General features: G+C 67.9%; 23 protein-coding genes. 8 read left to right on the plus strand and 15 right to left on the minus strand.

The features are described 5' to 3' along the window. Position 1 precedes the first annotated feature (1 nt). The 6 genes from KDW55_RS05095 to KDW55_RS05120 all read right to left on the minus strand — a co-directional run bounded on the left by KDW55_RS05095 (position 2) and on the right by KDW55_RS05120 (position 4,487). On the minus strand, positions 2-457 hold the full coding sequence (locus tag KDW55_RS05095; protein WP_040139806.1) for a (2Fe-2S)-binding protein: 456 nt from the start codon (positions 455-457) through the stop codon (positions 2-4). A gap of 134 nt (positions 458-591) precedes the next feature. Next, positions 592-891 carry a putative quinol monooxygenase gene (locus KDW55_RS05100; protein WP_040139805.1) on the minus strand — a complete coding sequence of 100 codons (300 nt, stop codon included), beginning with the start codon at positions 889-891 and terminating at the stop codon, positions 592-594. Between the two features lie 113 nt (positions 892-1,004). Further along, positions 1,005-2,063: an NADP-dependent oxidoreductase gene (locus KDW55_RS05105; RefSeq protein ID WP_212160034.1), complete on the minus strand. Its 1,059-nt coding sequence runs from the start codon at positions 2,061-2,063 to the stop codon at positions 1,005-1,007. 214 nt (positions 2,064-2,277) lie between these two features. Further along, the gene (locus KDW55_RS05110) at positions 2,278-2,898 is read right to left on the minus strand and encodes a TetR/AcrR family transcriptional regulator (protein WP_212197885.1); all 621 of its coding nucleotides are present in this window, start codon (positions 2,896-2,898) and stop codon (positions 2,278-2,280) included. 123 nt (positions 2,899-3,021) lie between these two features. Then, positions 3,022-4,050, minus strand: a complete 1,029-nt coding sequence (locus KDW55_RS05115) for a DNA-binding protein (protein ID WP_069242961.1) — start codon at positions 4,048-4,050, stop codon at positions 3,022-3,024. 122 nt (positions 4,051-4,172) lie between these two features. Further along, the gene (locus KDW55_RS05120) at positions 4,173-4,487 is read right to left on the minus strand and encodes a hypothetical protein (RefSeq protein ID WP_212197886.1); all 315 of its coding nucleotides are present in this window, start codon (positions 4,485-4,487) and stop codon (positions 4,173-4,175) included. 134 nt (positions 4,488-4,621) lie between these two features. Here KDW55_RS05120 and KDW55_RS05125 point away from each other — a divergent pair, with 134 nt between their 5' ends. Both KDW55_RS05125 and KDW55_RS05130 read left to right on the plus strand, forming a co-directional pair. Continuing rightward, on the plus strand, positions 4,622-5,035 hold the full coding sequence (locus KDW55_RS05125; RefSeq protein WP_059546882.1) for a helix-turn-helix transcriptional regulator: 414 nt from the start codon (positions 4,622-4,624) through the stop codon (positions 5,033-5,035). 2 nt (positions 5,036-5,037) lie between these two features. Then, positions 5,038-6,372, plus strand: a complete 1,335-nt coding sequence (locus KDW55_RS05130; RefSeq protein ID WP_069242960.1) for a type II toxin-antitoxin system HipA family toxin — start codon at positions 5,038-5,040, stop codon at positions 6,370-6,372. A 118-nt stretch (positions 6,373-6,490) separates the two neighbouring features. On the opposite strand, the gene KDW55_RS05135 is transcribed toward KDW55_RS05130, so the two are convergent. Continuing rightward, positions 6,491-7,618 carry a VOC family protein gene (locus tag KDW55_RS05135; protein ID WP_212197887.1) on the minus strand — a complete coding sequence of 376 codons (1,128 nt, stop codon included), beginning with the start codon at positions 7,616-7,618 and terminating at the stop codon, positions 6,491-6,493. A gap of 357 nt (positions 7,619-7,975) precedes the next feature. On the opposite strand from KDW55_RS05135, the gene shiA reads away from it, so the two are divergent. From shiA to KDW55_RS05150, 3 genes are all read left to right on the plus strand, one after another. After that, on the plus strand, positions 7,976-9,283 hold the full coding sequence (gene shiA / locus KDW55_RS05140) for a shikimate transporter (RefSeq protein ID WP_040139798.1): 1,308 nt from the start codon (positions 7,976-7,978) through the stop codon (positions 9,281-9,283). Between the two features lie 198 nt (positions 9,284-9,481). After that, positions 9,482-10,783: a UDP-N-acetylglucosamine 1-carboxyvinyltransferase gene (locus tag KDW55_RS05145; RefSeq protein WP_040139797.1), complete on the plus strand. Its 1,302-nt coding sequence runs from the start codon at positions 9,482-9,484 to the stop codon at positions 10,781-10,783. A gap of 314 nt (positions 10,784-11,097) precedes the next feature. Then, positions 11,098-11,871: an IclR family transcriptional regulator C-terminal domain-containing protein gene (locus tag KDW55_RS05150; protein ID WP_040139796.1), complete on the plus strand. Its 774-nt coding sequence runs from the start codon at positions 11,098-11,100 to the stop codon at positions 11,869-11,871. Positions 11,872-11,904: 33 nt separating this feature from the next. Here KDW55_RS05150 and KDW55_RS05155 read toward each other — a convergent pair whose 3' ends face one another. The 4 genes from KDW55_RS05155 to KDW55_RS05170 all read right to left on the minus strand — a co-directional run bounded on the left by KDW55_RS05155 (position 11,905) and on the right by KDW55_RS05170 (position 17,423). Next, positions 11,905-14,205: an ATP-dependent DNA helicase gene (locus tag KDW55_RS05155; RefSeq protein WP_212160031.1), complete on the minus strand. Its 2,301-nt coding sequence runs from the start codon at positions 14,203-14,205 to the stop codon at positions 11,905-11,907. Continuing rightward, complete coding sequence (locus KDW55_RS05160; protein WP_212148205.1) at positions 14,202-15,899, minus strand: VRR-NUC domain-containing protein; 1,698 nt, start codon at positions 15,897-15,899, stop codon at positions 14,202-14,204. Before KDW55_RS05160 ends, KDW55_RS05155 begins: the two co-directional genes overlap by 4 nt. A gap of 127 nt (positions 15,900-16,026) precedes the next feature. Beyond that, the gene (locus KDW55_RS05165; protein WP_040139794.1) at positions 16,027-16,905 is read right to left on the minus strand and encodes a MipA/OmpV family protein; all 879 of its coding nucleotides are present in this window, start codon (positions 16,903-16,905) and stop codon (positions 16,027-16,029) included. Between the two features lie 206 nt (positions 16,906-17,111). Next, the gene (locus KDW55_RS05170) at positions 17,112-17,423 is read right to left on the minus strand and encodes a hypothetical protein (protein WP_040139793.1); all 312 of its coding nucleotides are present in this window, start codon (positions 17,421-17,423) and stop codon (positions 17,112-17,114) included. Between the two features lie 537 nt (positions 17,424-17,960). On the opposite strand from KDW55_RS05170, the gene KDW55_RS05175 reads away from it, so the two are divergent. From KDW55_RS05175 to KDW55_RS05185, 3 genes are all read left to right on the plus strand, one after another. Next, positions 17,961-18,209: a hypothetical protein gene (locus KDW55_RS05175; protein WP_040139792.1), complete on the plus strand. Its 249-nt coding sequence runs from the start codon at positions 17,961-17,963 to the stop codon at positions 18,207-18,209. A 339-nt stretch (positions 18,210-18,548) separates the two neighbouring features. Continuing rightward, positions 18,549-18,980 (plus strand): CBS domain-containing protein, encoded by a 432-nt coding sequence (locus tag KDW55_RS05180; protein WP_212160030.1) that lies wholly within the window; start codon positions 18,549-18,551, stop codon positions 18,978-18,980. 67 nt (positions 18,981-19,047) lie between these two features. After that, positions 19,048-19,536: a PRC-barrel domain-containing protein gene (locus KDW55_RS05185; protein ID WP_040139790.1), complete on the plus strand. Its 489-nt coding sequence runs from the start codon at positions 19,048-19,050 to the stop codon at positions 19,534-19,536. A 26-nt stretch (positions 19,537-19,562) separates the two neighbouring features. Here KDW55_RS05185 and KDW55_RS05190 read toward each other — a convergent pair whose 3' ends face one another. The 4 genes from KDW55_RS05190 to KDW55_RS05205 form a co-directional block, all read right to left on the minus strand. Beyond that, complete coding sequence (locus KDW55_RS05190; RefSeq protein WP_249173853.1) at positions 19,563-20,126, minus strand: DUF4142 domain-containing protein; 564 nt, start codon at positions 20,124-20,126, stop codon at positions 19,563-19,565. Between the two features lie 131 nt (positions 20,127-20,257). Further along, the gene (locus tag KDW55_RS05195) at positions 20,258-20,803 is read right to left on the minus strand and encodes a hypothetical protein (protein ID WP_059546874.1); all 546 of its coding nucleotides are present in this window, start codon (positions 20,801-20,803) and stop codon (positions 20,258-20,260) included. A gap of 81 nt (positions 20,804-20,884) precedes the next feature. Then, complete coding sequence (locus KDW55_RS05200) at positions 20,885-21,295, minus strand: BON domain-containing protein (protein WP_209822591.1); 411 nt, start codon at positions 21,293-21,295, stop codon at positions 20,885-20,887. A 35-nt stretch (positions 21,296-21,330) separates the two neighbouring features. Then, positions 21,331-23,313 (minus strand): ATP-binding protein, encoded by a 1,983-nt coding sequence (locus tag KDW55_RS05205; RefSeq protein WP_212160029.1) that lies wholly within the window; start codon positions 23,311-23,313, stop codon positions 21,331-21,333. Positions 23,314-23,334 lie beyond the last annotated feature (21 nt).

Here is a 23,334-nt window from a genome sequence, read left to right on the forward strand (position 1 = left end):
ATCAGCTCCCCTTCGCGGCGTGCTTGATCGCCGCACGAATTCGGTTGTACGTCCCGCAACGGCAGATGTTGCCGGCCATTGCCGCGTCGATGTCGGCGTCGCTCGGGTTCGGGTTCGATGCGATCAGCGCGGTAGCCGCCATCACCTGGCCGGACTGGCAGTAACCGCACTGGACGACGTCGAGCTCGCGCCACGCGTCCTGGACTTTCTGCCCGGCCGGCGTCGCGCCGACGGCTTCGATCGTCGTGATCTTGCGGCCGGCGACCGCCGCGACCGGCAGCACGCACGAGCGCGCGGCAACGCCGTCGAGATGGACGGTGCACGCGCCGCATTGCGCGATACCGCAGCCGAATTTCGTGCCGGTCAGGCCGACGACGTCGCGCAGCGCCCACAACAGGGGCATGTCGTCGGGGGCGTCGACCGTGTGGTTCTCGCCGTTGATATTGAGGGTGACCATTCAGCCTCCGGGGGCCGGTGTATTGGGGAATCGGCGCGACCGGGGCGCCGGATCGTTCATCGCCGTTGCGCAACGCAGCGGCTGAAGCGCGGCCCGCGTGGACGCGGGCCGCGACGGGAATGCGTCACTGCGGCTTATTCGGCCGCATCGATGCCCGACAGCACCTTGATCACGGGCGGCGCCGAGAACCAGTCGGCCGACTTGCTGCGAAACGCGGTGAAGTGCGGGCTCGCGAGATGTGCGTCGAATGCGGCCTGGTCGTCGTATACCTCGAACAGGTGCAGCGCAGGCGAACCGTCCTGCTCGCGGAACAGGTCGTAGCGGCGGTTGCCGGGTTCTGCGCGGGTGGCCGCGACCATGCTGCGCAACTCAGCCTCGACGGCCTGCGCGTGTTCGGGCTTCGGGAACACCGAGGCCATTACGTAAAGCGCCATGTTTTCGCTCCTTGAGGAAACGGAACCGAGCATGCCACAAGCCGGCGTCGCGCGACGCCAACGTGCAAATGACCGGAAAACGAACGGAAAAGAATGGAATGGAACGGATCGCGTCAGGCCAGTTCATCCGGTCCGACACGCACGACGACCTTGCCGAAATTCCTGCCGGCGAGCAAGCCGATCAGCGCATTCGGCGCGTCGGCGAGATCGGGGATCACATCCTCGCGCGTCTTTACCTTCCCCTGCGCGACCCACTCGCTCATTTCCTTCAGGAACGACGCATAGTCCGTCGCATAGTGATCGAGGATGATGAAACCCTGCATCCGGATGCGTTTGCGCAAAATCGTGCCCATCAGCGCGGGCACGCGGTCGCGGCCGGTCGACACCGCTTTGTCGTCGTAAGCCGCGTCGTTGTAATGCGCGATGATTCCGCATACGGGCACGCGCGCATGGTCGTTGAGCAGCGGCCACACGGCATCGAACACGGCGCCGCCGACGTTCTCGAAATAGACGTCGATGCCGTTCGGACAGGCCTCCTTCAGCTTGGCCGCGAACTGCGGATCGCGGTGATCGATGCACGCGTCGAAGCCGAGCGTGTCCTTCACGTACGCGACCTTGTCGGCGCCGCCCGCGACGCCGACGACGCGGCAACCCTTCAGTTTCGCGATCTGCCCGACCACCGCGCCGACCGCCCCGCTCGCGGCGGCCACGACCACGGTTTCGCCCGGCTTCGGCTCGCCGATTTTCAACAGCCCGGTGTATGCGGTGAATCCGGGCATGCCCAGCACGCCGAGCGCATACGACGGATGCGCGAAGTCGCCGCCGAGCGGAATCAGATCGCTGCCGTCGGACAGCGAATAGTCCTGCCAGCCGCCGCCCGCGACGACCAGGTCGCCTTCGCGATACGCGGGCAGATTAGACGCGACGACGCGGCTGACGGTGCCGCCGACCATCACGTCGCCGAGTTCGACCGGCGGCGCATACGACGGCGCGTCGCTCATCCGGCCGCGCATGTACGGATCGAGCGACAGCCACACCGTGCGCAGCAGCACCTGGCCGGGGCCGGGCACCGGCACGTCGCCGGTCTCGGTGCGGAAATCGTTCGGGGTGGGCGCGCCTGCGGGGCGCGAATTCAGGACGATTCTGCGGTTTGTTGTCTTGCTTTGCGGCATGGGACCTCCGTCAACAGGAATGGACGTGCACCGGGCACGAACGGATCAACGTTGGACAATCGTGTGCGCATCGAGGCGGTTGTGCCGGCAGGCTATGCGGACAGCAGGTCAGCCGGTTGGATCGCGACGATACGGTCAGGCAATTTTGTTTTCCCGTAAGTAGACCAGTCGTCTAGTGTTCGCAGAAAAACAAGGCGCGCAAAGCGCGCCCGGATTACGCGTGCTCGCCGTCATCCGCGACGGGCGGCAGATTCAGCATCTGCCGCGTTTCGCGCATGGCCCGTTCGAGCGGTTTGCGGTTACGGTGAATCTTCTCCAGGAGCGTCGCACCGAGCCACAGCTCGTACAGGATCGCGGCCGTATGCGCTGGATCGTCGACGCCGCTCAGCGAACCGTCGGCCAGCCCGGCCTGGATGCCGTCCGCGAGCCGCTCGACGATCTGGCTGGTGCCGCGCCGCAAGACCGCACGCATCGCCTCGGACAGGTCGGACACTTCCGCGCCGAGCTTGACCACGAGACACTTGCCTTCGGGGTCGTCCGCGCATTGCGTGTACAGCCAGTTGCTCCAGTACGTCATCAGGCGCTGCGCGCCCGTGCCGGCGTGGTGCTTCAGCAGGTTGTCGAGATGCTCGAGATAGCCGTCGAAATACGATTGGAGCAGCGCCTCGCCGAACGCCTCTTTCGAGCCGAAGTAATGGTAGAACGAGCCCTTCGGGATGCCCGCCGCTGCGAGAATCTCGTTCAGCCCGACCGCCGAAAACCCCTTGTGGAGCATGATCGGCTTCGCGATATTCAGAATGTGCTGGCGGACTTCCGCGCCTGAAGATGCATTCATGATGGCGTATGTTAGCAACGATTAGACCGGTCGTCTAGCAAGGTCGAGCCGGGGAATTGAGCGGCACTTTACCCGAATCGCGGCGCGTCAAGACGGCGTTGTTGCGGTTCCGCGAAGCCCGCGTCATGCGAGTTTGGCGGCGCGTTTGCGTGCGGCCGGCTTCGGTGGGCGCGGAGCGCTGCCAACCGCGCGGCCCACGGTCCTGCGCACCTGCCCTCGCGTGGCTCGTTCGACCCGTTCGGCTCGCTCCGCACGCAATGCGCCGAGCTCGGCGACGTATGCGGCATTGGTCGCGCGGGCGCCGTCGAGTTGACCTTCGAGCATCCCGCATCGATGTTGCGTATCAACCAGTTGCGCCTGCAACGTCGCGAGATCCCTCCTGTGCTGGATGTCGCGCTGTTCGGCGCGCGCGGCGGCCGCGTCGAGCTCCTTTTGCAGCCGGGCGGCGGCGACCCGCTCGCGATCGATCTCCTGAAGTGCGCGTTTCTCCGACGCGCGCAGGCGGTCCTCGGCGCGGCTTGCGTCGCCGCGCAAGCGGTCGAGCTGCGACGTGAAATCGGCGCGCGCCTGCGCCAGTGCGCGATCGGCGGCGTCGTTGTCGGACTTCAGCCGGTCGATTTCGGCTTGCAGGGCGCGGCGCGAGGCTTCGTCGGCGGCCCTCGCCTGTTCGAGCTCATGGATGCGCACCTGCGCCGACAGCAATGCCGCCGTGCGTTGCTCCAGCGCGGTTTCGGTGCGGGACAGATCCTTTTGCACCGCGGCGACCTCGGCTTTCGCCGCCGCACGCTCGGCCTCCACTTCGGCGCGCAATGCATCGAGCGCGGCGGCCGCTTCCGCGCTCGAGCGATTCCACAACGCCGCGACCAGTTCGCCCGCCGTCGCCTGCAGATCTGCGGGCAAGTCCGGATGCTCGATGCGAACGCGGCTCTTTTCCCGCAATTCGGCCCAAAACTCGCCGAGCACTGCCGTCGGCGTGCTCATGCTGCCTTTGCGCACGAGTTGATAGAGGCGGTTCGCGGTCGGCGTGATGCCGAAACGGAAAAACATCAGTGCGCATACCTCGCGGTACAGCTCGCGCGTTTTCGGGAACTCGGCCTTCAGGCGTTCGATTTCGGCAGTCAGGCGGTGTTCGTCTGCGGACGTGTCGGGCATGGCGGATTGCAGGAGGAAAATTTCGTTAATAATATAACGTAAACCGTTAAGTTTCCAACTAATGCACCCGTATGTTTTGACATTATTCCTATAATGTCGAGTTTGAATTGGTGCGTGCAGTGTCAGGTGTCCTTGCGACTTAACCACCGGCGCTCATCGGCGTTCGCATTGCTTTCCGCGTCGAGGTGGTCGGCGCGGGCGAGTCGTTCGCCGCGGGTTGTGACGACCGATGAAGTGCGCAGAATCGATCCGCGTGCTCGTTGGAAACGGCCCGCTTCGTTCATCTGCTGCGCATCAGACGAGCGAGGCGCGCTGCTGCTTGCTGCTCCTTTTTGCTTCCGCAACAGATGCATGGTCGTGCTGCCGCACCGAGGTCCCGACGGACGGACCAGCAGGCTTTTGATCGATATCGCGTGATGCGACGCGTAGCCATCCATTGATCGCTCGCCCCGCCCTGACAGGCTCTTTTGTTTTTGTGCCGTACAGCCTTTGGTTTGTATTTTCACAATACATGCCATAGACTGTATTTTTAAAATACAAGCGATCGCCTGTCATCTCGCGGAGAGAGCCCATGGGATTCCCTGTCCAGACCTTGAGCCAGCTGCGTCCGATCCTCGTCGGCTTTCGGAAGTCGGCGGGACTTACGCAGGCGCAGCTCGCCGCCCGCCTCGGCGTGACGCAGCAGTCGTATGCGCAGCTCGAAGCGAATCCGTCCGCGGTCAGCATCGACCGGTTCTTCAGGGTGCTGAACGTACTCGGTGTTCGCCTGACACTCGAGCCCGGTACGCCGGACGTCGTGTTGCCGCCCGATCTGGCGCCCGCGCCCCCGCGCAAACGCGTTGCGGCCGCGCGCCGGCGTTCGTCCGATACGCCCGATACACCGGCTCGCGCGCCAGCCGCCGTGAACGGCCCATCCAGCGTAGCGCGCAAGCGCGCCGCCGCCGCGCCACGAAAGCATCGCGACATTAAGCGGGAGGACTGGTGACGATGGCCCGCCGCCCTCGTCACGACCGGCTCGACCTGTGGATGAACGGCATCGCGGTCGGTTATTGGGAAGTCCGGCGCGGCGTGGAGCGCCTCGTCTACCTGCCGGCTTGGGTCGACGATCCGCAGGGACGTCCGCTGTCGTTGTCGTTGCCGTTTACGCCCGGCAACCAGCCGCATCAAGGCGCGATCGTCGCCGACTATTTCGACAACCTGCTGCCGGATAGTCAGCCGATTCGTCGTCGGATCGCGCAGCGCTACCGGCTCGGGTCGATCGCACCGTTCGAGTTGCTCGCGTCGATCGGCCGCGATTGCGTCGGCGCGCTGCAACTGTTGCCGCCCGATGACGCACCGGTCGACCTGCAGTCGATCGACGGCACCGTGCTCGACGACGCAGCCGTCGCCGACGTGCTACGCCAAGCGACCGCCGCGCCGCTGCCCGGCCACCCGGAGCACGAAGGCGAGCTCCGCCTGTCGATCGCCGGCGCGCAGGAAAAGACCGCGCTGCTGCGTGACGGCAACCGCTGGCTGCTGCCGTCCGGCAGCACGCCGACCACGCATATCTTCAAGCTGCCGCTGGGACGCGTCGGTAACATGCAGGCGGACATGCGTACGTCGGTCGAGAACGAATGGCTGTGTTCGAAGATCGTCGCCGGCTATGGCCTGCCCGTCGCCGCTTGCGACATCGGCCGCTTCGACGACCAGAAGGCGCTGATCGTCGAGCGCTTCGATCGCCGGCCGTCGCGGGACGGCACGTGGATCCTCCGGCTTCCGCAGGAGGACATGTGCCAGGCGACCGGCACGCCGTCCGCCGCGAAATACGAATCCGACGGCGGCCCGGGCATCGCGGCGATCATGGGCATCCTCGCGAATTCCGCCGAGGCCGCGCAAGACCGCATGAACTTCTTCGTCACGCAGCTCGTGTTCTGGGTGCTCGCGGCAATCGACGGCCACGCGAAGAATTTCAGCATCGCGCATCTGCCGGGCAACACGTATCGCAGCACGCCGCTGTACGACGTGCTGTCCGCGCATCCGATCATCGGCACGCGGCGCAATCAGCTGTCGCCGCGGCGTGCGAGGCTCGCGATGGCCGTGTGCGGCAAGAATCGCCATTACGTGATCGCCGACATCCAGCCGCGCCACTGGATCGCGCAGGGCGCGCGTGTCGGCCTGACCGAGGATGACGTCCGCGCGGCGATGGCCGGCGTGGCAGCACGCACGGAACCGGTAATTCAGGATGTGGGGGCGCGCATTCCGCCGGACTTCCCGATGGACGTAGCCGATGCGATCTTCGACGGGATGCGCCGCCACGCGCGCAAGCTGGCAGCGGCCGATTAGGCGGCACCCTCGCGGCCGCGGCCCGGGCGGCACGTCCTCCATGCAGCGCAGACGCCGTGTCCGATTCCGCCGCTGCGGCACGGGGCGCGGACGCCGGCGCTGCCGTGGCCGTTGTACGTCAACCGGCGTCGCGCGCGCGAGCAAGCGCCGCGAGGTTGCCTTCCCCGAATCCGTGATGCCCCTGCCGCTGCACGATCTCGAAGAAAATTTCGCCGGGCCTCCGTTTGACGAACGTCTGGAAAAACAGCCGCGCCACGCCGTCGCTGCCCACCTCGCCGTCGACCAGCACCGCACGGCGGCGCAGCGCATCGAGATCGACGCCATGCCCCGGCAATCGCGCATCGACTTCGTCGTAATAGCGCGCCGGCGGCTCGATGAACTCGACGCCGTTCGCACGCAGCGCGTCGACGCTCGCAAGAATGTCGTCGGTCGCCAGCGCGACGTGCTGGACACCTTCGCCCGGATGGTCCGGCAAATACGCGTGCATCAGCTCGGTGCGGCGCGTACCCTCCTCATACACCGGGATCCGCACCGCGCCGCATGGCGACACCATCACGCGCGATTCTTCCGACACATGCCAGTGCGCGTCGATCTCATGGATTTCGCGGAAGTGCAACAGATCGTGGTAGAAGTCGAGCCACTCGCGCATGCGCCCCGCGCCGACCGTCTGCGTGAAGTGGTCGACCTGCTGCAGGCCCGTGCCCGCGCAGTGGAGATCGGCATGCGCGGTCGTGATGTCGATCGGCCGGAAATCGATGTCGAAAATCGAGATGTCACCGACACCGCCGCGCTGGCCGTCCCGCCCGCGCCAGCGGTCGACGAAATAGAGGTGCGAATCGCCGATTCCCTGAATCGCGGGGATCTTCAGCTCGCCGACCCCGATGCGCTCGCCCTCGAACGCCCATGCGCCGAGGTCGATCGCGCGCTCGAAAGCCCGCCGCGCGCTGGCCACCCGCAGCCCGATCGCGCAGACCCCCATTCCATACTCCTCCGCGTAGCGCGCAGCGAACGAATCGGGCTCGGCATTGATCAGGAACTGCATCTGCCCTTGCCGGTACAGCGTGACGTTCTTGCTGACGTGGCGCGCGACAGCCTTGAACCCGAGTTGCTCGAAGCGTTGCGCGAGCGCGTCCGGCACCGGTGCTGCGAATTCGACGAATTCGAGCCCCGCCATCCCGAGCGGATTGGCGGCCGGATCGGCAACGGGCGGCGTATCGCTGGACAAAAGGTGGGAAGTGCCGGGCATTCCAGTCTCCGGGGACATGCTGTCGGTGGGGATGACGCCCGGCGCGTGCGGCACGCCCGGCCGATGTGACGGCCGGACAACCACCCGATCCGGGCGAGGTTTCGATGGTCCAGATTTTAACCAGATCGTTCACGGCGGCACACCCTGGCCGAACGGGAGATGGGTGCCTGGCCTAGTGCAAACCCGGAAACCGTTCGATAATCGCACACAATCGAACGATAATCGCGCACTTTGGCGGATCGGCCAATTGCCGGGATGCAGCGCGCGCCCTATTCTCCGTTCACCCTTCGACTTCAATGCAGCATCGGACGCGGCGCCGCCGCGATTCCACGATGCGCGGTGCCAGGAGACGCCTTCATGACCCCCACTTTCGATACCCTTGATGCGGCCGCGAGTACCCGCGCGCGCAGCCAGGCCCGCAAGGCCGCAATCGGCAGTTTCGTCGGCGCAGTCGTCGACTGGTACGACTTCCTGTTGTACGGGATCGTCGCCGCGCTCGTGTTCAATTCCGAGTTTTTCCCGAAGGTCAGCCCGACGATGGGCACGCTCGCGGCGTTCGCGACCTTCGGCGTCGGATTCCTGTTCCGTCCGCTCGGCGGCATCGTGTTCGGCCATTACGGCGACCGGCTCGGCCGCAAGCGGATGCTCGTGTTGACGGTGATGCTGATGGGGCTGTCGACCGTCGCGATCGGCCTGTTGCCGAGCTTCGCGACGATCGGCTGGTGGGCGCCCGTGTTGCTGGTGCTGATGCGCGCGATCCAGGGCTTTGCGGTCGGCGGCGAATGGGGCGGCGCGGCGCTGATGGCCGTCGAGAGCGCCCCGAAGCAGAAGAAGGCGTTCTACAGCAGCGGCGTGCAGGTCGGTTACGGTGTCGGGCTCGTGCTGGCCACGGGGATCGTGTCGATCCTGAGCCATACGCTCGGCGACGCCGCGTTCAAGTCGTGGGGCTGGCGCCTGCCGTTCGTGTTCAGCATCGTGCTGGTGCTGATCGGGTTGTGGGTGCGCAACAGCATGGACGAATCGCAGGAGTTCGTCGAGAAGGTCGAGCACGGCAACCGCAAGCTGCGCCTGCCGGTGCTCGAGGCGTTGACGCGCCATCCGAAGGCGTTCCTGCTGATCGTCGCGCTGCGGCTTGCCGAGCTGTTCACGATGTATATCGTTACCGCGTTCGCGCTCAGCTATTCGACGTCGAACCTCGGCCTGTCGCGCGACCTGTTCCTGAACATCGGCCTGCTGGTCGGCGCGATCAGCTGCGTGACGATCCCGTGCTTTGCATGGCTCGCCGACCGTTTCGGTCTGCGCCGCATCTACCTGATCGGCGCGCTGATCGGTCTCGCTTCGGCGGTGCCGTTCTTCGTCGCGCTGGAGTCGCGCTCGATCGCGTGGATCGTGCTGTTCTCGATCCTGCTGGCCAATGCAGCACACGACATGGTCGTGAGCGTTCAGCAGCCGCTTTTCACCGAGCTGTTCGGAGCCGAATACCGCTACAGCGGTGCGGGCGTCGGCTATCAGTTCGCGAGCGTGGTCGGCGGCGGATTCACGCCGTTCATCGCAGTGGCGCTCGTCAGCGTGGGCGGCGGTTCATGGCACCTCGTCGCCGGTTATCTCGCGGTGGGCTGCCTGATCTCGCTGGTCGTTGCCGCGCGGATGCGCGCCGCGCGGTGATCGCGTGACTGCATGGCCGGCCCGATGCGCGGCCGGCCGTTTCGGCAACGGGCGGGGTCGCGGCGAGTCGCGTCGCCCAACGTCAAACACCGTCAATCGTGCGTGCAGAAGCCCTTTTTCCGTTCTGAACATTCCACGCCGCCCGCCGACCAATGGCATCATATGGGCCTACGTCAGTCACCGATACGCCCCCATATCATGTCGAATCTCATCGTCCACGGCGGCACCCCGCTGCGCGGGGACATCAAGCCGTCCGCGAACAAGAACGCCGTCCTGCCGATCCTCTGCGCGACCCTGTTGACCGATCAGCCGCTGCGCCTCGTCGGCGTGCCGGACATCACCGACGTGCGCAAGATCCTCGACATCTTCCGCACGCTCGGCAGCGACGTGTCGGTCGATTTCACGACCGGCATCCTCGATCTCCACCATCGCAACACGACGTTCGATCCGGCCGTTCATCGCCTGCCCGAAGCGATGCGCTCGTCGATCATGCTGATTCCGCCGCTGCTCGCGCGCTTCGGTGTCGCGCGCCTCGAGAACGACGTGAAAGGCTGCACGCTCGGCGTGCGCGAAATCGATCCGCACGTCGAGGTGTTCGAGCGCTTCGGCGCGCATATCCAGCGCACGCCCGATTCGCTGATCGTCCGCGCCGACGGCCCGTTGACGGCCAACGATCACTGGCTCGACTACGCGTCGGTCACGACCACCGAGAACTTCGCGTTGTGCGCGACCGCGGCGAGCGGTACGTCGACGTTGATGAATGCGGCGTCGGAGCCGCACGTGCAGGAGTTCTGCAAGTTCCTCGCGATGATCGGCGTCGCGATCGAAGGCATCGGCACGTCGCGCCTGTGCGTGACGGGCGGCGGCAAGCTCGGCGGCGGCGAATTCCGGTTCGCCGAGGATTTCCACGAGATCGCAACGTTCCTCGCGCTCGGCGCGATCACGGGCGGCGACATCACGGTTCGCAATTCGTCGCCGGAGCATTTCCCGCTGATCGACCGCACGTTCGCGAAGTTCGGCGTGAACGTCACGCATCGCGACGGCTGGTCCCGCGCGGAACGCGACGGCCCGCTGCGCGTGCGCCGGCCGTTCACGCAGAACATCCTGACCAAGGTCGAAGCCGCGCCGTGGCCGTACCTGCCGGTCGACCTGCTGCCGATCTTCATCGCGCTCGGCGTGCGCGCGGAAGGCAGCGCGATGTTCTGGAACAAGGTGTACGACGGCGCGCTCGGCTGGTCGGGCGAACTGTCGAAGTTCGGCGCGCACGTGCTGCTGTCCGATCCGCACCGGCTGATCACGTTCGGCGGGCTGCAACTGACGCCGGCGCGTGTCGAGAGCCCGTACATTATCCGCGTCGCGATCGCGCTGCTGATGGTGGCCGCGAGCATCGAGGGCCGCTCGGAAATCATGAATGCGCTGCCCATTCGACGCGCACACCCGCATTTCGTCGAAAACCTGCGTTCGGTCGGTGCGAACGTCGAGTGGACGAGCAGCGAGTAAGGCTCGCACGGGTGCGGCGCGCGTGACGGTCGCGCCGCATCCCGTTCCGGGGCTTTGCGTGCGGTGTCCGCGATGTCAATCAATCAGGAGGCGTTTACACCCTTCGGGCAAAGCAGTCGCCACAACGCATGCATCGTAGAAGGACAACCGATGCCGCCGTGCGCAGTCATGCTCATCGATGAGCGGCACGACATGGCACGAACTTCCGACCAGCCCCGGAAACTTCCCCGCCTCGCGCCAAGACATCTGCAGTTTGCGGTTGCAGACAATCGCCCATTCCCGCGCGAACACCGCGCATCCACCGCCCGCCCGCGATGACGAAAAAGCCCGACCTGGACCGACGCGACTGGATCGCCGGCCTCGAAAAAGGCCTGATGATCCTTGAAGCATTCGACAGCCAGCACGCGCGCATGACGCCCACCCAGGCCGCCGCCCGTACCGGTCTCACGCGCACGGCCGCGCGGCGCTACCTGCTGACGCTGGAATCGCTCGGCTACGTCCATTCCGACGGCAAACTGTACGGCCTCACGCCGCGCGTATTGCGGGTCGGCTGGTCGTATTTCGATTCGGCGCGCCTGCCGCGCACGGTCCAGCCGTATCTGCAGCAGCTGAGCGCATCGCTGAACGAATCGGCGTACGTGAGCGTGCTCGACGGCTGGGAACTCGTGTTCATTGCCCGCAACGGCGTGTCGCGCGTGATGACGACCGGCTTCGTGCTCGGCGCGCGCGTGCCGGCCCCGCTGACGTCGCCCGGCGTCGTGCTGCTCGCGCATCATCCGGATCGCGAGGCCGTGCGCGCGTGGCTCGACGAGGCCGAACTCGCGCCGTTCACGCCGCACACGATCACGAACAAGCCGCGCCTGCTCGAACAGGTGGACCGCGCGCGCGACGCCGGCTTCGCGGTGATCGAACAGCAATTGCAGGTCGGCGTGCGCGGAATCGCGGTACCGCTGAAGAATCGCCACGGCGAAGTCGTCGCCGCGCTGAGCACGAACATGCCCATCGGTGCGGAATCGACCGACGCGGCCGTGCGCCGCGTGCTGCCGCATCTGCAGGAAACCGCGCTGGCGATGCTCAACGTGCTGTAGCCACGCCCGCAACGTCCGGCCCGTGCGACGGCGTCACCCGATCCGCCACCATCGCGGCAACAGATCGCGCACCTCCCGTCGTCGATAGCGATCGTCGATCAGGTGCACGACGCCCTCGTCGTGTTCGGTGCGGATCACGCGTCCGGCCGCCTGCACGACCTTCTGCAGCCCCGGATAAAGGTACATGTAGTCGTACCCGTTGCCGAAACGCGCATCCATCGCGCGCCGCATCTGTTCGTTGACGTCGTTGACCTGCGGCAGCCCGAGCGTCGCGATGAATGCGCCGATCAGCCGCTCGCCGACGAGATCCACCCCTTCAGAAAACGCGCCGCCCAGCACCGCGAAGCCTACGCCGCGCCCGCGCGCGTCGAAACGCGCAAGAAACGCGTCGCGCTCGCTTTCGCCCATGCCAGGCGCCTGCGCCCATACCGGCACGTGAGGATGACGCACCTGCATCAGCGCGACGACACGCGCCAGATAGTCGAAGCTGCTGAGAAAACCGAGGTAGTTGCCGGGTCGCGTCGCATACTGCGCGGCGATCAGGTCCGCGATCGGTTCGAGCGAACGGTCGCGATCGCGCCAGCGGGTCGACACATGGCTCGCGACGCGCACGGTCAGCTGCTCCGCGCGGAACGGCCCGTCGACGTCGAGCCAGCCCGTATCGGCCGGCAGCCCGAGCGTGTCGCGATAGAAATGAAACGGGCTCAGCGTGCCGGAAAACAGCACCGTCGCGCGCGCTGCTTCGTAGCGCGGTGCAAGAAACCCGGCCGGGATCACGTTGCGCACGCACAGCGTCGACTGGATGCGTCGCCGGCGGCCGGCCGGCACGACGCCGTCGAGCGCCGGCTGGCGCGGCAGCGGTTCGCCGTGCAGCGTCGCGTCGAAGATGGACGCGCTGTCGAACGCGTCGGCAAGCATGCCGAACTGGATCGCATCGAAATGGAAGCGCAGCAGCGCATCGTCGTTCGCGCGCGGGGCGTCGGCGAGATGTTCGCCAATCGTCGCGACGAGGTGCTGAACCGCCGAGACGATCGGGCCGGGGATGTCAGGATACGCGGCGTAACGCTCGGCCTGCGCGCGATTGAGCGCCCCCCACGCCCGTGCGAGCCGGTCGAACGCCTTGCGCAGCGGCGCGGGCGCCGCGTCCCGCGCGGCCGCGAACGCGAACGGGTCGAGCGACGCGCTGTACATCTTGCGCGCGCGATCGAGCAGGTTGTGCGCTTCGTCGACGAGCACGCCGACGCGCCACTGGTTCTGCTGCGCGAGCGTGTGCAGCATCGCGCTGCCGTCGTAGTAATAGTTGTAGTCGCCGATCACCATGTCCGACCACCGGGCGAGTTCCTGCGCGAGGTAATACGGGCAGACGTCGTGCGCGAGCGCCGCCGCGCGCACGGTGCCGCGATCGAGCAGCTCTGCACCGATCGCCGCATCGCGCGCGGCCGGCAGCCGGTCGTAGAAGCCTTGCGCGAGCGGGCAAGACTCGCCGTGACACGCGCGGTCCGGATGCTCGCACGCCTTGTCGCGCGCGACGAGTTCGAGCACGCGCAGCGGCAGCGCCGGCGTGCCCGCGCCGAGCGTCGCCGCCGCGTCGAGTGCGAGCGCGCGGCCGGGCGTCTTCGCGGTCAAAAAGAACACGCGATCGAGCTCGCCCTCGCCGCACGCCTTCAGCAACGGGAACACCGTGCCGAGGGTCTTGCCGATGCCGGTCGGCGCCTGCGCCATCAGGCAGCGTTCGTCGCGCGCGGCCCGATAGACGGACACGGCCAGTTCGCGCTGCCCGCTGCGGAACTGTCCGTGCGGAAACGTCAGCGCACGCAGCGCCGCATCGCGCGCCGCTCGGTGCGCGGTCTCGCGCTCGGCCCAGCCGACGAAGCACGCGCACTGCTCGGCGAAAAACTCGGCAAGCGCGCTTGCGCTCAGCGTTTCCGTCAGCACGGTCTCGCGTTCGGACACGATGTCGAAATACACGAGCGCGACGTCGATTTCCGCGAGACCGCGGGCGGCGCACATCAGGTGCGCATAGACCTTCGCCTGCGCCCAGTGCAGCGCGCGATGGTTGGCCGGCATCGCATCGAGGCTGCCGCGGTAGGTCTTGATTTCCTCGACACGGTTCGCGACCGGGTCGTAGCCGTCCGCGCGCCCGCGCACCGTGAGCGTACCCCAGGTGCCGGTCAGCGCGATTTCGGTTTCGTAGCGCGCGCCGCGTTTCGACGTGACTGCGCCATGTCCGGCGATGCCTTCGAGCGCGGTCGGCGCGGGCGTGAAGCGCAGGTCGAGATCGCCGCGCCGCGCGGTGAACTCGCACATCGCCCGCACCGCGACGACATAGCTCATGCCGACAGCCCCGCCGCTTCGGCCGGCTCCACGCCGGCACCCGCCGCCCATTCGACATCGACGACACGCACAGGCATCCCGTGCGCGATGCAGTACGCGAGCCAGCGTGTCTGGTTGTCCTGCAGCCGGTCGCCGGGCCCTTTTACCTCGATCAGCTCGTAGCGCCGCTCGCCAGGCCAGAACCGGACCAGGTCGGGCAGCCCCGAACGGTTGCTGCGAATGTCCGCAAGCAGGCGCGTGAACCACAGCCGCAGATGCTCGGGCGGCAGGCACGCGAGCGCCTGGTCGAGCAACTCGTCAGTCAGCACGCCCCAGAATACGAACGGCGACTGCAGCCCCGCCTTCGTCGCGTAGTGGCGGCGGATCGTGTCGCGGTACGCGCCCGAATCGAGTTGCGCAAAGCATGCGGCAAACGCATCGCCGCGGCGCAGCGCGAAATCGGGTGCGTGCAGATCGGCCGGCCCGCGCTGGAACGGGTGGAAGAACGCACCGGGCACGGCCGCGAACACGGGCTCCCAGCACAGCAGTCCGAACAGCGAATTGATCAGCGTGTTCTCGACGTAATGCACCGGCGCATCGGGCAGCGCGAGATGGTCGCGCACCGCGAATTCGACGCTCACGAACGCTTCGGGGCGCGCCAGCACGAGCGTTTCGCGAGGCGCGCCCGGCACGGCGGCCGTCCGCTCGACCGGCTGCCCGACGCGGCGCTGCAGGCGCGGCAGCATCCGCTCGATGCGCTGGCGCTCTTCGTCGCTCTCGAACGCGCCGCGCGCGTCGAGCGCCAGCGCCAGCGCGTCGTCGTCGCGCCCGCAGCGCTCGAGCACGCGAATGCGCCGATGCCGGCTGCCCGGCCACGCGCTGCGCGCATAGGCGTCGAGCGCGGTGCTCCAGTCGGCGCGCCGTTCGCAGGCCTGCCCGAGCGTAAACAGCAGCTTCGCGCGGCGCGTCGCCAGCCACGGCTGCGCGCAGCCGACCGCGTCGATCGCGTGCAGCAGGCCGTCGAACGGCAGCTCGTCGGGCCACGCGTCGAGTGCTTCGCGGCACGCGTGCAGCGCGAGATACGCATCGACGTCGTCGCGATGCTGGAACGCGCGCGACGACGGCGCGATCGGCACGCTTTCATACTGGAACACGCCGAGATCGGCGAGCACGAACTCGCTCCAGTCCTGGTGCAGATTGCCGAAGAACATCAGCCGCAGGCGCTCGCACAGCGGGCCAACGGTCACGCGCAGCACGCGATCGCCCGCGTGCTCGCACCATGCGTCGAGCGGCTGCGCGTCGGTGTGCCCGGGCCGCAATCGCTCGAGCCAGTCGGGCTTGCGCTCGCCTGCATGCGCGGCGAGCGACGGGAACACCTTCAGCAGATCGGCCTTGGTCGACAGCGCAAACAGTTCGTCGAGCGTAAGCGCGGGCGCCGGATCGACCCAGCCCAGTGCGACGAGCGGCGCGGCCGCGTCGAGCGTGCAGCCGATTTCGTCGTACACGAGCTTGCTCGCGCGGAAGTCGGAGCCGGTGCGCATCAGCATCCGCACGAGCAGCGCGCGCGACGCTTTCGGCAACTGCGCGAACTGCGCGAGAAACGCGTGTTCGTGCGCGTCGAGCAGGTCGTCGTAGCGCTCGCCGAGCCAGGCCAGCGCGCGTTCGAAATTGGTCAGGTAGTAAAACGCCGGGGGCGTCGGCGATGCAGGCGTCACGGGAATCGATCACTGTACGTTTGTACAGGTTCGAATCATAGCAAATGTGAAGAACAACGCCGCACGCGCCAGCACCGCGGGCAAGCCCCCGGCTTCGTCCCGGGCAGGATCAGCCCGGCTCAGAGGCTCAGAACTGGTAATTGACCGACATGTCGAACACGCCGTTCGTCGACTGCTGCGTGATCGGGCTGCGCCGTGCACGGCCGACGAGTTGCTCCACAGCTCCGTCCACCGTCAGGAACCAGTGCTTGTTGACGAACCAGACCATCGTCACGCCCGCGCCAAACGACTTCATCCCCGCGCTCGCCGAATAGGCCGGCAGCCCGGAACGCGCGGACGCGCCCGGATTCACGCCGAACCAGCCGTTCATGTAGCGCGAGTCGGCGAACGACACCGTCGGCCCCGCAAACCAGAAGAAGTGCTCGTTGCTGCCCGGCATCGGCATGTATGCGGAAAAATCGCCGACCCAGCCGTTCGAGCCGCCGATGCTGCGCCGCACGTCCGCGCGCAGCACCAACGGGAAATCCTTCGAGATCACGTAATCGGCCGCAAGCTTCATCACCGGGGCCGCGTTGATGTTGTCGAGGCCGTTCAGGTGGTCGAGATCGTCGGCCGAGCGGCGTCCCAGGTCGTAGCCGACGGACAGGCTCACGCGCCAGTTCGGCCCGCGCAGCACGTTCGCGCCGAGTCCGTCGCCCGTCGACAGGAAGAACAGGTCGCGATAGCGGACGTCGAGGTTCGGGCCGCCCATCACGCGGTAGCGATCGGAACCCGCGTAACGCGGCTGCAGCGTCATCGCGGCGCCGACGCTGACCTGCCATGTCGGCACCGTCGGGTTGAACAGCTTCTGCAGCGGAACGCCCGCCGAATACTGCCATTCGCCGAGCGGCGAAGGCGTCTGGGCCGACGCATCGCGTGCGCCGGCAGCCGCGAGTGCGGCGAAGGCCGACAGGCCCGTAACGAAGCGGCGAGCACCGGCTGACAGCAACGGGCGAGCAACGGTCATCAAGATGGTCTCCGTCGGTTGCGCAAAGGCGCCTGAAGAAAAACGCGCCGCGTCTGTCCGGCTCCGCCGGCAGGCAGTCGACGGCGCGAACGTAGCGTACGCTGAATAAGTGAATATCCTACGCGACGCGCGTGAAGCCGCAAAGCGCCCGTCTGGAACGGGCACTTTGCCGGTGTCCGGCTGGCGCCGGGGGGAAGATTGGCGGATCAGAAACGCTCGACGTGATAGTCGCCGGCGAGCGCGGCGGGGCTGCGGCTCGCCATCATCCGCGAAAAGCCGTCGGCGAGCCGCCCGAGCGCGAGCTGCTTCTGGCTCGCGTCCCAGTGCGTGTAGGTGTCGTACGCGGAGTCGTCGAACGACACGGTGACCGCAACCGGCCGCCCGCTTGCGCGAAAGCCGATATGGAGCACCCCGCCGGGCAGTTCCTCGATGTGGTAGCGCAACGAGCGCGATTCGAAATAGCGGCCCAGCACCTGGGCGATCGCGCGCTTGTCCGGCGATTGCACGTGAATGTCCATGATGGTCCTCCTTTCAGTGATCGCGCGGCCGGCCGCGGTTCGCTGCGTCCTCCCGGCATCCGCATCGGTTGCGGCTGTGACGGCGGATCGCCGTACGGCGGACCCGATGGCACGGGCGGGTCGACCGGATCGTCGTGCTCGGGCAGCGCCGGGTCGGGATCGACGTCGGGTATCGGTTCGGGACGGTGCAGCATCGATTGGGTGTTCATGTCGCTCCTGCGCGGCGGCTCGCGCGTGTCGATTGGCGCGGCGACCGTACGCAATCGGCGTGCCCGCTCGCGCCGTTTGGCGGACCGTCGCGCCCGGCAGGCCGCCGTTGCGAGCGACATCGTCCGGCCTTCGGCGCTCGGCGGACAGCAAGCCCGAATGGGATCGGGCCGCACGCCGCTGCGCGGTCACCCGCGGGCCCGGTCTGCTCATGTGTCGATAAATGCCGGCTATCCTGGGGCGTCCGGCCGGTCGGACGCTATGCCCGTGATGCCGGCAGGATCATGGGTACGGGGCTTGCGCCCTCTCAACGTGTAAGGAGGTTCGATCATGACCGCTCACGCACCCGGCCGCCGCGATGCCGTGTTACCGGCCGCCGGACCCGGCCTCTTCGCCGCGTCGCACAAACCGTCCGACGACAAGACGGAAGAGCGCATCGACGAAGGGCTCGAGGAAACGTTCCCGGCCAGCGATCCGCCCGCCGTCGGCGGCGCGACGCGAATCGACCCCGCCAAGCCGTCCGGCGAACGCGCCCCGCGCAAGCCCGACGCCCCACCACCGCCCCGCGATCACGGCTGACGGCGGCACCCGGCTCTGCACGCGCGGCAGCGCCGCGCCGGGCCGGCACAACCGGAGTGAACTGATGAAACGCATGGAACGCGCGTGGCACGAAGTGAGTGGCGCCGCCGGCGTCGCGGCGCTTGCCGCGATCGAGAGCGCGCTGGTATTCGCGATCGTCGTGATGACGGGGGTCGGCCACTGACCGACGCGTGCGGCCCCGCCACGGCTGCCGCCGTGGAAGATGTACAACCCGGCTGGCAAATTTCTCCGTGGCGGCGCAGCGCACGCGCGACGCATGCCGATCGGGCGCGGCACGCGTCCTGCTACCGGATCGTCTCGCTCACGAAGGAGGCGTTCATGTATCGCGTCAACGAGATCATGTCGCGCGACGTGGTGTGCGTCGCGCCCACCGACACGATTCGCCATGCGGCCGCATTGATGCAGCGTTTCGACATCGGCGTGCTGCCGGTCTGCGACGGCAACGAACTCGTCGCGATCGTCACGGACCGCGACCTCGCGGTGCGCGCGCTGTCGCACGGGCACTCGCCCGACACGCCTGTGAAGGCCGTCGCGTCCGCCCCCGTCCAGTGGTGCGTCGAGGACGACGGCGTCGGCGACGTCCAGAAACGCATGGCCGAGGTGCAATTGCACCGGATGCCCGTACTCGATGCGCAGCACCGGATCGTCGGCATGCTGTCGCTCGGCGACATCGCAACCCGCGCGGGCGGCCCCGCCCGCGACGAGCTCGCGAACACGCTCGAAGACGTGTCGCTGCCGCGGCGCCGATGATCGCCCGTTCTCTCACCCGCGCCGTGCACGGCTCGTGCGCCGCGCCGCTTCGACCAGGAGGCAATCGATGACAACGGACACCCCGTCGCGCATCGTCGGCGACACCGGCCGCTCGTCCGGCGGCCCCGGCCCGGACGTGATGGCCGCCGGCACGCTCGAAGACGATCGCGTGCTGACGATCGACGGCGACGACATCGGCAAGGTCACGAACATCATGCTCGACGTGCGCGCCGGCCGGATCGCATACGCGGTCGTGTCGTCGGGCGGCTTTCTCGGGATCGGCGACAAGCTGCTCGCGGTGCCGTGGAGCCTGCTGACGCTCGACGTCGAGCGCCGCTGCTTCGTGCTGCCCGTGCCGACGGAGCGCGTGCGCGCGGCGCCGGGCTTCGACAAGGACCACTGGCCGGCAATGGCCGATCCGGGCTGGGCCGAAGCGGTGCACGCGTACTACGGCGCTTCGCGCTACTGGCTGATCGAGGAAGGCGAAACGGCGCTCGACGCGCCACCGCACGAGGCCTCGCCTGGCGGCCCCGAAAGCGACGCCCCGCGGCGCTGATACGCGCATTGTGCGCGGGGCGCTGATCAGTGCGCGGCGTCGACCGATTTCGCGAGCGCGCGCGCGGCGCTCAGGTGCGCGTTCAAGGTAGGCAGCGCGGCGGCCGCGAACGCGCGAAGTTGCGGGTCGCGGCCGTCGCGCGCTTCGGCTTCGTACAGCTTGATCGCCGCTTCGTGCGCTGCCGGCCCCGCGATCGCGACATATCCGATGTCGAATGCGTGCCCGGTTTTGGCGCGCAACGCCGTCACCGCCGGATCGACGAGCATCTTCGCCTGCACCGGCAAGCCCTTGCGCGCGCCGAGCTTGCGCAACTCCGCGGTCATGCGATCGTGATCGTCGAGCATCTTGCGCGCGAACGCTTTCACGTCCGGATTCGACGAGCGGTCGAGGGCCAGCTGGCTCGCCCGCAATTGCGTCTGGCCGACGATGCCGGCCTTGTCGACGAATTCCGCATCGATGCCGGTCGGCCGCCGCGCCATGTCCGCTTCGTCTGCCGTCTCGCCGGGACGAATCACGCCCGGTGCGACTTGCACCGACGATGCGAGCGGCGCCGGCGCATCGATCGCTGCGCCGAGCACTGGCGAGACCATGCGCGATACCAGCATGCATGCGGCGGCGGCGAGCACGACGGGACGGTACGCGTCCCAATCGCCCCGTGCCTTGCGCACGTCATCCGCTGCGCGCCGATTCGGTCCGGCTGCGCGCCCCATGAACATGCGTGTCATGCCGGACGATGCGCGGACGTGAAGAAATCCGTCCACGCGCCCTTGCTCCACGCGCCTTCGACGCGCTCGATCGATAATGCACCGGCCGCGAGCAGCGTGCGCTCCGCAAACGTCGCGGTGCGGCGCGTCACGTGCGCGGCGAGTACGACGCCGTTTTCGCACGCTTTCAGCGCACCATGCCCTTCCGGCGCGTCGCCGCGCATCTTGCCGAGCGCGCCGCACAACGCGCCGACGTAGCCGCCGACCAGCGGCACGCCGAACCATGCGAGCGGAGAATGGAGCCCGCCCAGATACAGCAGCGCGGCGCCGATCAGTCCGACGATCGCGCCGACGGCCACGCCTTCGAGCGCGCCAAGGCCGCCGGGACGCGCCGCGGAATCCGCATAAACGTCGCCGCCGAGCCAGAACAACGCATGCTGGCCGGGCGGGTTCAGAAAGAAGACTTTCACGTCGTCCCGATGAATGACGTGGCCGCGCAGCTGCGCCGCGCAACGCTCCGCCTGCTCGAGTGTCGAGAAGCGGCCCGCGATAATGGTGTCCATGTCGAACCCTCCTGCACGGTGCCGCGCAGGGCTGCAAGGCGCGCGACGCCCAACCGGCCCGACGCTTGCCCGCGCATCACGTTACTTCCGGCGGATCTGCAGCCTGTCGCGCACGCCGCTGACGCCGTCGACGTCGTGAACGACGCGCACCGCGGCCGCATGCTGCCGCTCGTCGGGCACGCTGCCCGTCAGCTCGGCCACGCGGCCGTGCACCTGCACGTCGATGTCGTCGGAGGCGAGCCCGCGCTCGGCGACGAGCGCCGCGCGGATACGGGACGCGAGGGTCGCATCGCGCAACTGGCCGCCCACGGCGGACGCCTGGCTCGCGAGCTTCGTGCGCACGCTTTCGTCAGCCGATGCGATGCGCGGCGTCGCAATCCACGCAAACGACAGCAACAGTATGCTCGCGATCGGCACGACCGGCCGCATGCGGATGATGCGCGCCGCACGTGCGCCGATGCCGCCGCACCGCGTATTGTCCGATCGTTTCATCGCGCCTCCCATGGTTGAACAGTTGCCGCCGTACGTCAGTGTCGGCGGTCGTCTCGCGGCGTGTCGACCGGCGATATGTCCGCGATCACGCTTGCGAGCGTCGGCACGTCCACCGGTTTGCACAGATACGCATCGAAGCCGGCGGCCATCACCCGGTTTCGGTCCGCCAAGCCCGCATGGGCAGTCACCGCGACGACGGGCACGCGCCCGCCGCTGTCCGGCAATTGGCGGATGTGGTCGAGCAGCCAGAAGCCGTCGCCGTCGGGCATCGCGAGATCGGACAACACGACGCTCGGATGCTGCCGCGCGATCGCGTCGAGCGCGTCGTGACCCGAGCGCGCGGTAGACACCCGCGCACCGAGCGTTTCAAGCGCGGCCGCGAGACTTGCGAGCGAAGTCGCGTCGTCGTCGACCACGAGCACGCGCTGCCCGTCGAGCGCGACCGCGGTCGATGCGCCGCCGGGCCGACGCGGCTGGACTGTCGGATCGTCCGTGCTCAACTCCGCCGGCAGCGTGACCGTCACGGTCGTGCCGCGTCCGGCGCCGTCGCTGGTCGCCGCGACCTCGCCGCCATGCAGCCGGGCGATGTTGCGCACGATCGACAGGCCGAGGCCGAGCCCGCGTTTCGGCGATGCGGACGCGCCTTCCGGCCGGTTGAACGTATCGAACAAATGCGGCAGGCGTTCCGGGGAAATGCCCTGCCCGGTATCGGCGACCGCCAGCCGCACGCGCGCACCGGCGCGGGTCAGCGACACCGTGATGCGACCGCCTGCCGGCGTAAACTTGATCGCGTTCGACAGCAGGTTCGACAGCACCTGGCGCATGCGCTCGCCGTCCGCCGAGATCACGCAAGTGGGCATTGCGCAGTCGGCCGACAACTCGAGGCCGTTCGCCTCGGCCGTGCCCGCGAGTTCGCGCACTGCGTCGAATACGATGCGCACCAGATCGACCGGCGCCCGTTCGAGCCGCATCCGGCCTGTCGCGAGCGACGACGCGTCGAGCAGATCGCCGACCATCCGCGACAGCGAGCGCGCGCTGCGGTCGATTGCGTCGATCGCCTGGTGCGCGAAACTCTGGCCCTCGACGCTGCGCAGCACTTCGACCCAGCCGTAGATCACGTTCAGCGGCGTGCGCAGTTCGTGCGACACGGTGGCCAGCAGCTCGTCCTTCATCCGGTTCGATTCGTCGGTCTGCACGCGCGCGTCGCGCGCGCCGTGCAACGAACGCAGGTCGCGCCGTTCGTCGCTGCGGCGTTCGTGCGCGTCGCGCAGCGTGATCGACATGCCGGTGCAGTTGCCTTGCGCATCGACGATCGGCGATGCCGCGAAGGTCGCGCGAAAGCATGTGCCGTCGTGACGCACGCACAGAATGTCGAGCGGGCCGGTCGTCGCCGGGGCGCGTGCGAACGAGGCCGGAACCGGATGCAGCCGCAGCCAGCGCGGTGCAATCAGCGTCGTGACGTCGCGTCCGGCCACCGACGCGGCGTCGATGCCGAAGATGCGCCGCGCGGCCGGATTCCAGCTGGTGATCCGTCGCGCCGCATCGACGCCGACGATCGCGTCCGGCGACGCGTCGACCACGCGCCGCAGCAGCACGTCGTCGAGCGAGCGCGCGGCGGGCGCCGGCTCGCGGCGCTCGGGAGCGGCGGCGCCCTGCTCGGCGTCGTCAGCCCCATGCAGCCGGTCGTTCGCGAGCAGCGGTTTGACGACCGTCACCAGCACGCACTCGATGAAACCGATCGCGACGAACGCGCCCGCCTGCGCGATCCAGCCCGGCAGCGGCGCGGCCCGCCACCACAACGCGGTGAGCACGGCGATGCTCGCGGCCGTCGCGGCCAGCCCGCCGACGAAAGACGTCAGCCAGGCCGCGGCCGCGACGGCGGCGTAGAGAGGCAGCGGCGCAAATGGCGCATGCACGCCGACCACGCGAATTGCCCACACCTGCAGCGCGGAGGCCACCGCGACGGCCAGCACGACCCATGCGCCCTGCCGATATAGCTCACGGGTAAAGGTCCTCATCGTTTTCCCTGCATCGCGCCG

Source organism: Burkholderia sp. AU19243, assembly GCF_018148075.1.
Taxonomy (GTDB): domain Bacteria; phylum Pseudomonadota; class Gammaproteobacteria; order Burkholderiales; family Burkholderiaceae; genus Burkholderia; species Burkholderia latens_A.

Coding starts and splice junctions, on each gene's coding strand:
- KDW55_RS05095 (WP_040139806.1), bottom strand. CDS start 457: ATGGTCACCCTCAATATCAACGGCGAGAACCACACGGTCGACGCCCCC.
- KDW55_RS05100 (WP_040139805.1), bottom strand. CDS start 891: ATGGCGCTTTACGTAATGGCCTCGGTGTTCCCGAAGCCCGAACACGCG.
- KDW55_RS05105 (WP_212160034.1), bottom strand. CDS start 2,063: ATGCCGCAAAGCAAGACAACAAACCGCAGAATCGTCCTGAATTCGCGC.
- KDW55_RS05110 (WP_212197885.1), bottom strand. CDS start 2,898: ATGAATGCATCTTCAGGCGCGGAAGTCCGCCAGCACATTCTGAATATC.
- KDW55_RS05115 (WP_069242961.1), bottom strand. CDS start 4,050: ATGCCCGACACGTCCGCAGACGAACACCGCCTGACTGCCGAAATCGAA.
- KDW55_RS05120 (WP_212197886.1), bottom strand. CDS start 4,487: ATGGATGGCTACGCGTCGCATCACGCGATATCGATCAAAAGCCTGCTG.
- KDW55_RS05125 (WP_059546882.1), top strand. CDS start 4,622: ATGGGATTCCCTGTCCAGACCTTGAGCCAGCTGCGTCCGATCCTCGTC.
- KDW55_RS05130 (WP_069242960.1), top strand. CDS start 5,038: ATGGCCCGCCGCCCTCGTCACGACCGGCTCGACCTGTGGATGAACGGC.
- KDW55_RS05135 (WP_212197887.1), bottom strand. CDS start 7,618: ATGCCCGGCACTTCCCACCTTTTGTCCAGCGATACGCCGCCCGTTGCC.
- shiA (WP_040139798.1), top strand. CDS start 7,976: ATGACCCCCACTTTCGATACCCTTGATGCGGCCGCGAGTACCCGCGCG.
- KDW55_RS05145 (WP_040139797.1), top strand. CDS start 9,482: ATGTCGAATCTCATCGTCCACGGCGGCACCCCGCTGCGCGGGGACATC.
- KDW55_RS05150 (WP_040139796.1), top strand. CDS start 11,098: ATGACGAAAAAGCCCGACCTGGACCGACGCGACTGGATCGCCGGCCTC.
- KDW55_RS05155 (WP_212160031.1), bottom strand. CDS start 14,205: ATGAGCTATGTCGTCGCGGTGCGGGCGATGTGCGAGTTCACCGCGCGG.
- KDW55_RS05165 (WP_040139794.1), bottom strand. CDS start 16,905: ATGACCGTTGCTCGCCCGTTGCTGTCAGCCGGTGCTCGCCGCTTCGTT.
- KDW55_RS05170 (WP_040139793.1), bottom strand. CDS start 17,423: ATGGACATTCACGTGCAATCGCCGGACAAGCGCGCGATCGCCCAGGTG.
- KDW55_RS05175 (WP_040139792.1), top strand. CDS start 17,961: ATGACCGCTCACGCACCCGGCCGCCGCGATGCCGTGTTACCGGCCGCC.
- KDW55_RS05180 (WP_212160030.1), top strand. CDS start 18,549: ATGTATCGCGTCAACGAGATCATGTCGCGCGACGTGGTGTGCGTCGCG.
- KDW55_RS05185 (WP_040139790.1), top strand. CDS start 19,048: ATGACAACGGACACCCCGTCGCGCATCGTCGGCGACACCGGCCGCTCG.
- KDW55_RS05190 (WP_249173853.1), bottom strand. CDS start 20,126: ATGGTCTCGCCAGTGCTCGGCGCAGCGATCGATGCGCCGGCGCCGCTC.
- KDW55_RS05195 (WP_059546874.1), bottom strand. CDS start 20,803: ATGGACACCATTATCGCGGGCCGCTTCTCGACACTCGAGCAGGCGGAG.
- KDW55_RS05200 (WP_209822591.1), bottom strand. CDS start 21,295: ATGAAACGATCGGACAATACGCGGTGCGGCGGCATCGGCGCACGTGCG.
- KDW55_RS05205 (WP_212160029.1), bottom strand. CDS start 23,313: ATGAGGACCTTTACCCGTGAGCTATATCGGCAGGGCGCATGGGTCGTG.